2 protein-coding genes are annotated in these 14497 nt (G+C 62.0%); both read right to left on the bottom strand.

The genetic code is table 11. The features are described from left to right. Window positions 1-720: 720 nt before the first annotated feature. A complete protein-coding gene (locus VGY55_08990; GenBank protein HEV2970114.1) occupies window positions 721-9948 on the bottom strand; it encodes an IPT/TIG domain-containing protein in 9228 nt (3075 codons plus the stop codon). A 593-nt stretch (window positions 9949-10541) separates the two neighbouring features. Further along, window positions 10542-14497, bottom strand: a 3956-nt coding sequence (locus VGY55_08985; protein ID HEV2970113.1) for a protein kinase, incomplete at its 5' end; no start/stop codon positions are given.

Raw genomic sequence — 14497 nt, 5'->3', positions numbered from 1 at the left:
AAGAGGCTATCGCGTGGGCCGCGCGCATCGCGAAGGCCTGCCGCTGCCACCAAGAGCTACGAGTGTTCGGGTTCGATCCCGCTTCTTAAGGTCGATGGTACCTCTATCTCTAGTTCCCGCGGAACAGCCGAACAATGCGCTGGAGCCAACGTTGGTTAGCGCTTTCAGTTCCGCTTTCGCGGTTGACATCACTAGTCCGGCGTGGCTCAGCTTGAGTCGTTATCCCGCTAATTGAAAGAGTTATTGCAAGTAGGAGGAATTCGAAATGGCTAGATGCACAGCACCAGTGCGGGGCCATCGCACGACGTCCACGGCGCGATTTGAGGGACATCGTCACCAGAGAGATCGCCGAGTCGTTGGCCGCCCTCGTCCAGCCGTGCGGGTCGAAAGAGCGTAGGTCGGATCGACCGAGGTCGCGAAACTACATCGGTCGGGCGGACCGACGCGCGCTGGGGCTACAGAATTCGTCGAATATGATGTGATTCGTCGAGCGCATGACGAACGGAAAGCGACGGTATAGGCATAGCCTTCGCCGCGACGGATTGTCACCGCCAAGATTCGGGCTCTGGATTGGAGTTTGGGGACTCGGCGACTTTGAAATCGACGATCGCCGAGTTGGGTGCGGCTACCGCCGGTTGAATTAGCCCACGCGTCGGGCGGTTGGCTCGTGACGCCTACGAGAAACTGGTCAAGACGAGAATCACGTGGCCAGGCGCCGATTCAGTTTCGCCAGTGCCGGCCGATCACTTCGAGCAAATCGTCGGCCATTAGGCAGATATCGGCGTCGGCCGCCGAAGGCCGGGAGGCCGGACTCGATGCCGTCCACTCCAGGACGTCTGCAACTGCGAACGCGGCCGCGACGGCGTCGCGATGAAGCAAACCGCCATTTCCATTTGCGACGATGAGAACTTGCCGGTTGCCGGAGGTCGCCGAGTCTGAAGTCAAAGATTCATCAGTGGTCGTAAACGAAGACGACCATTTGGTCTCATTATCCGCGGAAATCGCGAGGCCCGACACGGCGATGATCTCGCGCGACGATTGCACGGCAATCAGGCCCGCAGAATCCGAAGAATTCGTTTGGACTGCCAAGGCAGATCCAGAGAAAAGGTGCGTGCTCGGCGCGACGGCGACCGAGGTCGGCGACGCCGATGAGCCGCTGGTCGAGTTCGACGTAACGGCGGCGGTGGCGGCCCCCGCCGACGGCCCGCCGTGAGCTAAGTCGAGCGGATTGCCGGACGCGTCCGACGCGGCGATTGTCACCCTCGCCGGGGCGTCCGCCGTGCCGCCGATCACCAACGAGACAAGGGTAATGTGATTCGCCGTCAGACTGCTGCTGGAATCGCACTGCAAATTGCCCATGCCGTCGATGCCGCCGACGATTTGATTTACGCCGGAGGCCAATTCTCCCATGCCGTTGGGACCGATCGTGAGGTTCGTGCCGACCGGCAGTGCGCCGCCACTGGCTACGATCAACGTGCCACCGTTGATCGCCGTGCCACCGGCGTAGGAATTGGTCCCCAAGAGTTGCACCGTGCCGTTGGTGTTCTTGGTCAAGCCGCCGGGGCCGGAGAGGTTGGCGCCGGCGACGCCGTCGTTGAATTGGTAGTTGGAAGCCGCGACCGCGCCTCCGGTGAGGCTGCCGCCCGTATCGAGAGTCAGGGTGCCGCCGGTTGAAAAGACGCCGTTAGGATCCACGTTGATTGCGCCGCCGGCCGTTACGCTGGTGTCAGTCGTCACCGAGAGGCTCGCGCCTGGACCGACGGCCACTTGTCCGCCGTTGCTGATCGCCAGCCCATTGGCCGCCTGGGCTGAAGTCACTTGCACGACACTAACCGCCGTGTCGACAATTGCGTTGGCCGTGCTGTCGGGATAGGACAAACCCGAGCCTGACCATTGGGGATCCGTCCAATTACGATTCGAGGTTCCCGTCCAGGTCAGCGTCGCCAGGCCGACGGTGAGCGAAACCGTTGCGGCGGCGGAATCGTCGATTCCGTCGCTGACCTGGTAAGTGAAGCTGTCCGGGCCGAGATATCCGGCGCCGGGCGCGTAAATAAACGAGCCATCGCTGCCAAACGATAGAGTGCCGTGGGTCGGATCAGTTAACTGGTCAGCGGTTAGCGGATAGCCTTGCGGACCCGTATCGTTGGCCAGCACGCCGGGGGCTGCAACCGTCAGCGTCGAGCCTTGAGTTGTCGTGTAACTGTCGGCGTTGGCGGTCGGCGGACCAAAATAGGTGAACCGATCGGCCGGCGAGATGGCCGTCGTGCCGTACTGCGTCGTCACCGTTAGATCCACCATGCCGGCAGCGCCCGGCGGGCTGATGGCAATGATATACGTGGCCGCATCGTCGACGACCGTGGCCGCGGTCTGGCCGAACTTCACCGCCGTGGCGCCGTCGAGGTTCGTGCCGTAGATGAACACCTCGGTCCCTCCCGCCGTCGGGCCGATCGATGCATCCACTGAGGAGACAGCGGGGAATGGAGTGCTTGTGAATTGATCCACCGGCGAAACGCCTGAAGTGCCTGCGGGCGTCGTCACGGTCACGTCCACGGTTCCGACGATATTCGCCGGGCTGGTGACCACGATCTGCGTGGCCGTATCGCTGACAATCGTGCCGACAAAAGCATTGCCGAAGGCGTCATTGAAATCCACTTCCGTGGCGCCGTCTAAGTCCGTGCCGGTAATGGTGACGGCGCTCGGCGCCGGGCCGATAGACGGGGTGACTCCCAGGATGAAGGGCGGGGGCACGATATAGGTGAACTTGTCTTGCGCTGAAGGGGCCGACGTGCCGCCCGGCGTAACCACCGTCAAGTCCACAACGCCGGCGGCGCCCGCCGGACTGCTGACGTCAATCTGAGTCGCCGTTTCATCGACAATCGTCCCCGCGTTCTGGCCGAAATCCACCGCTGTCGCATTGTCGAGATTCGCGCCAGTGATCGTCACCAGGTCACCGCCCGAACGGAATCCGAACGAGGGGCTGATGTGCGAGACACTCGGTGCGGCCACGTAGGTAAATTGGTCGGCCGTGGAGATGGCCGACGTGCCGCCGATCGTCGTCACGGTCACGTCCACGGTGCCCGCAGAACCGCCGTTGGGGCTAGTGACCACGATCTGGCCATCGGTATTACTGAGAATCGCGCCGGGAACCGCCGGGTCGCCGAATTGGTCGCTAAAATCCACCTCCGTGGCGTTGGACAGACCGGTGCCGATGATCGTAACCTGAGTGCCGCCTGCGATGGGACCGGAGAATGGACCGATTGCCGAGACGCTCGGCACGGCTACATAGGTAAACTGGTCGGCCAGCGAGGTGGCCGTTGTTCCGCCGGGAGTAACCACCGTCACGTCGACCGTGGAGACAGCGCCGCCGGGACTGACGGCCGTGATCGTTCCGTCGAAGTTCACCGTGAAACTGAGTGCGGGGACGCCGCCGAAATCCACCGCCGTGGCCCCCGACAGATTGGCGCCGGAAATGCTCACCGTAGTCCCGCCCGCGGCCGAACCGGAAGATTGAACAATCCCGGAGACTGCGGGAGGCAGCGCATAGGTGAATTGGTCGGAGGCCGACGTTTGCGACGTGCCGTATTGAGTCACCACGGTCACGTCCACTGTGCCGGCAGCATCGGCGGTCGCCTCCGGACTCAGAACGACGATCTGGCTGCCAGTGTTGCTTATAATCGTGCCCGGATTGGCGCCGAAGAGCACGGACTGAGCGCCGGTCAAGAAGGGGCCATTGATCGTCACCAAGGTGCCCCCTTGGACGGGGCCTGAAACCGGCGCCACGTCGTTGACATAAGGCGGGTTCATGTATGTGAACACGTCCGCGGATGAGATGGCCGAGGTGCCACCCGGCGTCGTGACCGTCACGTCGGGCGAGGACGAATTGAAGAGGGGCGGAGCGGTGACAACAATCTGGCCATCCGAATCGCCCACGATCGTGGCGACGACTTGGCCGAAATTCACTTGCGTAGCGCCGGCGAGGCCGGTGCCGTTAATCAGCACCTGAGTGCCGCCCAGGACGCTCCCCGATGAGGGGCTGATTCCCGCGACAGTGGGTACTGCAAAGTAAGTGAACTGGTCGGCCTTCGAGAGGTCCGTCGTCCCGTTGGGAGTCGTCACGGTTATGTCCACGGTGCCAGTGGCGCCCGGCGGGGTGGTGACATCGATCTCATTTGGAGAAACGCCGACAATCGTGGCCGCGGTCTGTCCGAAGTTCACCGCCGTCGCGCCGTCGAGGTCGTTGCCGTCGATTCGGACCATGCTCCCCCCAGCCACCGGGCCTTGAGGTGGAAGAGTCCCATTACCATTCCGTAGTCCCACGTCGGTGATGAACGGCGCGTGAGTGTACGTGAATTGATCGGCCGGCGAGGTGGCGGACGTACCGTTCGCGGTCGTCACCGTCACATCCACTGGGCCGTAACCGTAGTACCCAGGTGGGCTGACGGCCACGATCTGGCCATCCGAATCGCTGACAATCGTGGCGCGTGTGTAAGAATTGTAATAACTAAATGGATTTGGACCAAAATCCACCTCCGTCGCGTTGGTCAGGCCCGTGCCGGTGATCGTCACCTCCGTGTCCCCCTCTAGTGCGCCGGAAGCTGAAACTGGACTTGTTATCGCGGTGACGGTCGGCGGGGGCATGTACGTGTATTGGTCGGCCGACGAGATGACAGAAGTGCCTCCATAGGTCACAACCGTCACGTCGACCGTGCCCAGTGATGCTCCCGGCGGAGCTTGGACCTGGAGATTACCGCCAGAACTGCCGAAAGATGTGGCCGGGACGCCGCCGAAGTTCACTTGCGTGGCGCCGTTGTCCAGGCCCGTGCCGTTGATTACGACGGTGTTGCCGCCCGATATGCCTCCCGACGCGGGACTGATGCCCGAGACGGTCGGAATCGCAAAGTATCGGAACGTGTTGTTCAACGACTCCGTTCCTTGCGGGCTCGTCACCGTTACGGCCACAAGGCCAGGAGCGCCTGGCGGGCTGACGGCTGTGATGGTGGAGTCAACTCCGTCTGAGTTTTCGGTAAAGCTCGCCGCCGGAATGCCGCCGAAACTCACCGCGGTGGCGTTCTCCATATTCCAAGTGTAAAGCGTCACGGTGCCACCGCCGGCCACCGGGCCCGCTCCATTGCCCCCTTCTCCCGGGATGAAGGTGGGCGCCGCGGTATACGTAAACCTGTCGTTCGCGGTGATCGGCGTCTCGCCATTGGGAGTCAGGACCCTCACGTCCACCGTGCCTTGCCCCTCGGCCGGCGGGTAGAAGAAACCAATATCCGTTATCCCAGAGCCTTCGTCGTGAACATCGGACGCGGAAATCGGAATATCGATTGGGCCGTAGAGCACGTCCGTAGCCCCGGTCAGATTCAAGCCGAAGATCATTTGACCCAGGTACCCGCTTCCGTTCTGGTTGGCAGGCCCGAGGCTAAAAAAGAGAGACGAAACGCTCGGTACGGCGCCGTAGTCGAAATGATCCTGCGGCGACACGGCCGAGGATCCCCCCGCCGTCACGACCGTCACGTCCACCGCGCCGCTGGTTCCCGCCGGGCTGGTGACTGTGATCGTTCTGTTTGCGTTGTTTATAAGGGCGGTCGCCAGCGTGCTGCCGAAGTACACCGCCGTCGCGCCCGATAAATTCGAACCGGTAATCGTCACGCTGGTCCCCCCCGCCGGTGGGCCAGAATTTGGGCTCACCGACGAGACGACTGGCCCCGGAATCTGATAGGTGAAATGGTCTGCCGGCGACGTGGCTGTCGGACCAGTGGGGGTCACCACCGTCACATCGACCGCGCCGGCGGCGCCGGCCGGGCTGGTGGCTACGATCCGAGTGGCCGTATCGCTGATAATTGTGCCCGCGACGCCGCCGAAGTCCACGGCCGTTGCCCCGGCCAGATTGGCTCCCGTGATCGTCACGGTGGTCCCGCCCGCCACTGGGCCTGACGACGGACTCACGCCGTTAACCGAGGAGGTCGTGGTGTAGACGAACTGGTCTGGGTACGAATAGATCGACCGTTCATTGGGAGGCGTCACGACCGTGATCGCCACCTGGCCGGCGAGGTGTGGCGGGCTGACGGCCACGATCTGCGTCGGTGACTCGACCGTAAAACTGGTCGCCGGGGTCGTACCGAAGTCGACCTCCGTCGTGCCGAGAAAGTTCTTTCCCACGATCGTCACGGATGTCCCGCCCGCCGCCGGGCCGGCGCCGGGAGTCACCTGCTGATCAATCTCGGGCAAAACGAGCCCGTAGTCGAATTCGTCCTTCGGCGACGTGCCCGACGTCCCCCCCGCCGTGGTCACGGTTACGTCCGTATAGCCCAGCGCGCCCGCCGGACTGACGGCCACGATCTGTGAGGCCGTATCGCTGATGATCGTCGCGGCAGTCGTGCCGAAATCCACCTTCGTGGCATTGGCCAGACTCGTGCCCGCGATCGTCACCGTGGTGCCCCCTTCGTATGGACCCGAATTTGGCGACAGCCCGGTGACGATGGGCGCGGCGGTGTACGTGAATCTGTCGGCCGCCGACGTGGCCGTCCTGCCGCCCGGTGACACCAAGGTCACATCCACGGTTCCGGTAGCCCCCGGCGGGCTGGTGACTACGATCAGATTGAACTCCTTGTCGAAAGTCGTGACAGCGGTTTGGCCGAAGTCGACCTCCGTCACCTCGTTCAGGAACGCGCCATTGATCCTCACCACGGTGCCGCCCGATAAGGGCCCCGATGACACATTCATGGCGTGAAAAAGAGGTGCGTTCGTGTAAATGTATGAATCGGGGTCGACCAGCGCGTTAACCGGCGGAACCGACGTGCCGCCCGCCGTGGTCACCGTCACGTCCACCGTGCCGGAGGCGCCCGCGGGGGCGATGGCAACCATTTCCCACTGGTCCGCGGGTGGTTCGGTTTGGAAAATCGCGGCGATCGTGCCGGCATTCTGCCCGAAGTCCACCGCGGTGGCGCCGTTTAAGTCGGTCCCGAAAATCTCCACCGCGTTCGTGCCCCCCAGCGGGCCGCCGGCGGGATCGACGGCCGTGACGACGGGAGGGGTAACATACGTGAACGGGTAGGACGCCGATATGCCGTGCGACGCCGACGTCACCGTCAGATTCACGGTGCCGGCCGCGGTCGCCTTCGGGACGCGAACAGTTAGCTGCCAGTATGCCGGTATAAAAAGCTGCCCAATACGTTGCGGGGGAAAATATTTGTCCGAATTGGGCGCGAAGTTGCTGCGACCGCCGAATTGCACCGACACGTCACCTATTCCAGAATTGGCGTCACCAAAGTTGTCGCCGTCGATCGTGATGATTTCCCCTGCGGTCAATGGGCTCGTATCCGGCGTGACGCTGGTGATGTCGGGGGGGGGGACGTAAGCGAATTGATTGGAGCTGGTTCCCGATCCGCCGGCAGTCTTCACGCGCACGTTCTCCATTCCAGCGCCGGCCGGGGAGTAGACCGTAATCGTGTTGGTGGTGTTGGATTCGATGAACCCCGGGGTATTGCCGAAATCCACCTCGGTCGCGGAATCCAGAAAAAAACCGACTATTGTCACCAACGTGCCGCCCACTGCGGGCCCCAATGCGGGACTAATTCCACCAACAAGCGGAGGCTCTACGTAGGTGAAGGCCGACGGGTCGGTCGCCGTCCCGGTCGGCGTCAAAACAGTCACGTCCACCGTGCGCGGCGTAACTTGCGGCGCGTTGACGACGATAAAATCAGGCCCTTGGCTGACAATCGCGGCCGGAGCGCCATAGAAATCCACCTCCGTGGCGTTGTCCAGGTTCGTGCCGTAAATGGTCACCGTTGTATTCACGTTCGTCGGGCCGGTGGTGGGACCGATGCTCGTAATCGTCGGGGGCGGTTCGCTGGCGGCGCTACTGCTGTTGACGCTGCTGGAATCCCAGATGGTCACCGTGGCGATGTTGAGGAGGGTGACAGATACGCTGCCGACAATCGGAGCACTGCCGGTCGCGACGATCGCGAGCCCGGCCGTTATTTTGCCGGAGGCGTTGAAGATGTCGCCATGGATGACCTCATATTCGAGCTCCGGCAAGCGGATCCGGCCGTCGTGGGCGGTGTCCGGCTGCGCGTCGTTGAGCGTGACGTTCACATTCCCGAACAACCCGCCCTGCGGTCCCAGGATCACGCTGACCGGGCCGATGCTTCCACCGATGCCGGCCGTGACCGTGATGCTTCCGTTGAGCGTGAGGTGCGAGGCATCCGGGCCCTTGGGACCCTGAATGTAAAAGCCATCGGCAATGTCGCCGACTACGTTGCTGGTGTTGCCGTTGATCAATTGTCCCAGCAGTTCTCGGATTCCGTACGTGTCGTAGCCAATCTTGAGCGACGCGGCGGCACTCGCTTGCGCCTGGAAGGTAATCCCAAAGCCAGCATAGCTGCCGCTGGGAACATCCGCCGAGGTAACTGAGGCATTGAAGCCGGCATTGAACGCGACCAGGTCCACGTCCTGGCCGAAGAGCAGGTTGAGAATCGAGCTGGGGCTGTCGAAAAGCGGGAAATCAATCGTCGCGTTGGCCGCGCCGTTGCCCCCGCCCGCCACATCTTGGGAAATGCCGTCCAAAAAACCCTCCACGGGCGTTCCCGCGACACCCGGGATGCTGGCAATTTTGCTGATGATGTTGCTTCCAAATTGGCTGATTAAATCCTGGGCCGAGGTGGTGAGGTCGCTGAGGCTCAGGCTGCTCAGACTGTCCGCGAGGTTCGATAGAACTGTCGGGTCGAGCGCGGCCGGGGCGGCGGCGATCATGCTGCCGTTCAGGTCGAAGTTGCCGAAGGGCATCGATACGTTGTCGCCGCTGATATTGAGGCCGTTGATTTCGTTGGCGATCGTCGCTGCCGTCGACACGATTTGCTCCAGGGGACCGTACCCCGAAGAGCCCGCGGCGACTCCGATCGCCGTCATCAGCGAGAAGCCGGGAATGATCGCGTCGATCCCGGGGATTGGCGTGTTCAGAGCGTTGATCGCCCCTTGGAATGGTTTGGTGTACTGCTGGATTTCAGCCAATACCGGCCCGACCAGACTGCTGAAATACTGGCCGATGTTCAAGCTCACGTTGCCGTACGAGAAAGCCAGCGTCGACGGGTCCGTCAAATCCCCCCAATTCATCGAGACATTGGTGCTGATGCTGGGAAAGGCCGAACCGCCATCGCTGAACTCGAGCGTGGCCGTCAGATTGATGAGGGCGCTGCCACTAAGCTGGATATTGTGCGGTCCGCTCAGATCCACGGTTTGGGCCGTCACCTGGGCGCTCAGCGAATTCTGCTGACCCGGCGTCGGCACGAGCGTCCCCCGCAGAATGCCCACGTCGGCGGTGAGCGACGCATTGTTGGCGAGCGTTGCTCCCACGGAAAAATCCAATTGGTCCGCAGGCAGATTCGAGCTGAAATCTCTCAGATTTTTCGTGGAATCGAAGGTGATCGGCGTCCCCCTCGACGCATATTTAACTGCCAAGTCGTAATCGAAGCCAACCGTCGCGTTGATACTGCCCGCGGTGACAATTTTGAACGGGAGCGCCGGCAATCCCAGATTGAAAGTCAGATTGCCGGTGGCCGCGGCCGCATCCTTGTGGAGCCACATCTCGACATCCACGGACGTGGGTATCCCGTTGGAATCCAAGTTTAAATTGGTGACTTTGATGCTGCTCGCGGCGGTCACGAGGCCTGCGCCCGCTGGGCCGAGGGCCGCAAACAGCTCGTTCTGAAGCTCAGTCGTTGTCGCGCTGGCCTGGCCGATGGTGGTCAGCTCGCTTTGAATTTTGTTCCCGGCATTGTCAATAAAGGTCTTGACCTGATCGAGCGCGCCAAGCTGCTGGCCGATGAAAGGGAGAGATTTGAGCGGGGAGCCTACGGCATCGAGGGTGCTATCCAAAGTCGACTCGATCCCCGCGACGTCGTTTTTCAGGCTATCGGCAAAACCGGAGAATGGGTTTGCCGCCAGCATCAGCCGCCTCTCCAGGACTTCCACGAGAGGCCGACGATACGATGGCGCCAAGCAGTCTCTGGCGTTCGTGTTCTTGCGTCTTCGTCGAATCGGCTTGGATTGTCTCGACAACGGCGCGGATCGCATGAGACACTTCGACATTGGTTGCGGGAAATCGAGCGGAGACAGAGTGTTCTCAAATGCATCGCGGAGTGACCAGGGGATGGCCGGTCCCGGCGATTTCCGTATCAATGATGAAGACTTAACAACAAGTGGGCGCTCCACTGACGCCGTCGTGCGCGCCAGGAAACTCCCTGTATTAGACAGTGCGAGTTTTTGGGATCGAATGGCTCACGGAATTTCGAAAGAATTCAGCTTTTTTCGAGCGGTCCCGAGGAAAGTCGGCGACATTCGTCCCGGAGTTGAACCGGTAACCGACCCAGGCTCGTAGGGTTGAAGTTGTCGCTACACTGGCAGCCGTTGTTCCGGCGACAACCGTACGCGGCTTGGTGGAACTTTCGGAGTCAGCCACAAGCGTCGCTACGGAACGAGGGGTCTGGCTGTAGACCGGTGGACGTAAGAACAGCCGAAATCGGTGCGCCGCCGCGCCGCCTTTAGCGTGCCGGAAGCTTATCGGAATCGACGACGTAGACGCTGTCGCCCATCACATAGAGGAGATGTTTTCCGTCGGCGGACCATGCCGGCTTCCAAGCTTTGCCGCCAACCACTTGACGCGTCTTTCCCGATTGCAGGTCGGCCATCCACACTCCCGAACGGATGCCAAAATCGCAGTATGCCAGCCGTTTTCCATCCGGGTGCCAAGCGACCAGGCCGTAAGGAATCGCGTCCCCAAGCGGCCAGTTTTTGACCAATTCGCCGCCGGGGCGCTTTACGACGATCAGCCCTCGCGAATTGCTAATATAGGCCACCATATGGCCATCTGGCGACACGGCCGGATAAAAAGACTCCTCCGGATTGAAAAACAGTTGCGGCTCGGCGTGCTCGTCGCGGGGAGAGACCGCCATAATCGACATCGTGCTGCGCACTTGGAAGTACAAGGTCTTGCCATCCGCCGACCACTGCGGATAGCCTCCCACGCCAATCTTACGCTCTTGAGTGCCGTCCGATCGCACAACAAAGACAGCCTCTTGAGTCGGATCCGACCCCCGGACGAACGCGATTAGCCCGTCAGCCGCGGGCGACCACGCCGGGTCGTTTCCTCGATTCACTAATTTGTGGCTTGCTCCGCTCGCGAGATCAAGGATTTCCAAGCCCGTATCCTGAGTCGCTCCTGATTCACGTTTCGTAACGACCAGCTTCGCGGCGTCGGGCGACCAGTCGCTCTTGGCGCCGGTCGTGACTCTTCGTCCCAAGGGGAGTCCTATGAGCCGTTCGGTGCCGACGATCCGCACCGTGAGCGGGTCCGCGGTCGCGTAGTCCCTCACCGGGATCGAGGGAGCGCCCCAATCGAGTCCCATAGCGGCAAGCTCCGTCCGAATCTGGCCCAGATCGAGAATATAGAGCGCTTCGTTCTCGTCGGTCCCGCAGATCAGCCGCTTTCCGTTCACGGTGAAGCAGAGCGGGACAAGGCGGATTGACTCGAGCGCCGTCAACCGAGCGACCTCCGTACCGGAATCCGGCACGACCAGCCGGACCACTCCCGGCACATCCTGCAACGCCAAGAGCTTGCCGTCTGCGGAGAAGACGCCTCTCGACGCCGAGCTGCCCAATTTCGGCCCTTCGTCCCAAGTGCCGACCGACCAGAGCCGGGCTCCGCCCCCCGTGGTCAGCAACCACTTGCCGTCGGGGCTGAAGGAAACGAAACAGAGTTCCGCGACAGGTAGATCGCGCACGTTTCGGCCAGTTTGGGCGTCCCAAATCTTCGCCCCGCTGCCATTCAGCGCGAAGTGACTGCCCGTTGCCACCCAACGCCCGTTGGGACTTACGGCACACTGGCGCACGTCCTCCTGCGGCTCCAGTTGGAATTCATGAGCCGCAGGGAGCAGCAATTCTCTGGCGCCGGCGTTAGCTACGGCGAATGCCAGCACTTTGCCGTCGGTGCTGCATCCCACGCCCCCTGGCAATTGGCTCATCGTCGCGGCAAGCGTTTGCGGCGGCCCGTAGACGCGCGTGCCCGTTGCGGCATCAAACTTTACCGGCCAGCGCAGCACGCCCGCGCTGCCGTGCGTCAAGAGTGCGCCGGAGAGTTCTGTATCGATCGGCAAATTATCGCCGAGTGGAAGCACAGTGATTTCCTCGCCGCGAACGACATCAACTACGGCAACCCCATCACGGGCCGGAATGGCCAACAGTCGCCCCGAGCGGTCGAGATGGCACCCGGTATCGAGATCGACCATGTAGCCGGCTGCGATCGATTTCACGCGATGCACCACGGTGCAAAACTCTCCGCCGCTGCGGAAGCGGTACATGCGCAATCCCTCTGTCGTGGCATCAAGGCCGACTAGGCTGTCATCCGGGCTGAAGCACAGCTCAGCGCCGCCGGCAGGTTGAGTGAGCAGGAGTTGCCCAGTGCGCGCATCCCACAGCCGCCAGAGTCCCGTCCAATCCGTGCTGAGCAAACGATCGCCGGCGTGGTTGAAGCGGACGACGATCCCCTTGGGCTCGTGGGCTTCCAACGGCGGCATCGCCAACTTTCGCGTCAAAGTATCCCAAAGCGTGATCGTCGGCTGTGGGTCGTATTCGCCGCCAACCGCCAGCAGGCGGCCGCCGGGATGCCAGTTCATCGACGAGATGCCTCCCGGCACTGGCATCGCCGACTCGAACTTGCCCGTCGTCAGGTCCAAGAGACGATAGTCAGCCCATAGCTCACGGGCTGCGAGCATCGGTCGGCAAGGATTCCAGTCGAGCGCAGTGGGATCAAATCCGGCGAGTCGAAAGCGGTTCAGTTCTTTGCCTGTTTCCAAGTCGTATAGCAGGATCGAGCCGTCAGGATCGCTCGCCGCAAACTGTCGGCTGTTCGGAGAGAATGCATAGGTAGCGTGGCAATTGAGTACGACGACCGTACGAGATCCGTCGAGTTTCCAGACGCGCCGGCGGACCCCCTCAGCAGTCTCGCATCCTTGCATCAGGAACCGTCCATCCGGGCTAAAGGCCAAGCCGTCGGAATAAGCGAGTGGTCCCACGCCTGGGAATTGAAACAGCTCCACGTCGTCAGTTACCCTACGGACACTTATATTGCCCTCCGCGTCTCCACGGGCGTATCGCTGGAACGCCTGGTCAATCGCAACCGCCGTCGTTCCTCGCGGCAAGCCGGGCAATTCTTTCGCCACTTCGAGGTCCGGCAGCAGCATTGCGGCGATCGCTTCGGTGCGCAGTTCATCCTTTGATCGCCCAGGCGGCACCGGAAGCGAGAGCGCCTTCTCGATGGCGCGTAAACTGTCGAAGCGCTGGCCAGGCCTCCTGCTCATTCTGCCCGCTCGCGCCGCGACGACGTACGAATCCCAAAGCTTAGCCAGCGCATCGTGTTTGGCGTCCTTCTCCGCCTCCTCGGCTGTCTCCGCCCGAGATAGCTGCGAGCGATATGCGAGTGCCGCGGTAGTCGAGACGACGGCGATGACAACTACGGCCACCGCGGCCGCCACCGTCCGCTTGTTGCGGCGGATCAATCTCCTTGCTCGCCGCACCGTGGACGGCGGAGAAGCCTCAACCGGCTCATCGGCCAAGAACCGTTGCAGATCGCGGCTTAGCGCATCGGCTGTTTCGTACCGGCGCGAGCGGTCTTTCTCCAATGCCTTCATCACGATCCAATCGAGATCGCCCCGCAGCATTCCGCTTAGCTTCTTCGGCTCGAGACTTCGATTCGCCGCGATCGATGGCAACGCCTCCGTCGTCGAGAGCCGCGTGCTGGGCTTGGGGGGCTCCTCCTCGCGGATGACCCGCAACAAGTCTAAGAACGCCGCTGGCTTAAGCCGCTTCCGCTCGAAGGGGGTCGTGCCGGTGAGGAGTTCGTACAGCAGCACACCCAGCGAATAGATGTCGCTACGCGTATCGACGTCGAGTTGATTCAGTTCCGCTTGCTCGGGCGACATGTACTCCAGTGTCCCTACCACCTGGCCGATCTCGGTGAACATCGTGCGCCCGGTGAGCTTCGGCCCGGTGGCTTTCGCCACGCCGAAGTCGATCACCTTGGGCACCGGCCGACCGTCGTACAGAGCGACGAGCACATTGGATGGCTTCAAATCGCGGTGGATGATCCCTTTCTGGTGCGCATGCTGTAGCGCGTGACAAATCGGAATGAAAAGTTCCAGCCGCTGCTGCGGCGTCAGTCGGTGCTGGTCGCAGTAGTCGGTGATGGGTACGCCTTTGACCAATTCCATGACGAAGTAAGGTCGGCCGCTCTCGGTGGTCCCCGCGTCGAACACCCGGGCGATGTTGGGATGGTCCATCAGGGCCAAGGCCTGCTGTTCCGCCGCAAATCGGGCAATCACTTGGCGAGTATCCATGCCCGGCTTGATGATCTTCAGCGCCACCTTGCGTTGCACCGGCCGGCTTTGCTCGGCCAGGAAGACGACGCCCATACCCCCTTCGCCGATTTGCTGCAACAGCTTGT

Source organism: Pirellulales bacterium (assembly GCA_035939775.1).
Classification (GTDB): Bacteria; Planctomycetota; Planctomycetia; order Pirellulales; family DATAWG01; genus DASZFO01.
Note: the sequence above shows the minus strand (reverse complement) of the source record. Positions and strands in the feature narration are given on the sequence as shown.

Excerpts from the sequence above, each read along its gene's own strand:
- VGY55_08990 (HEV2970114.1), bottom strand. The coding sequence starts at position 9,948 with ATGCTGGCGGCAAACCCATTCTCCGGTTTTGCCGATAGCCTGAAAAAC.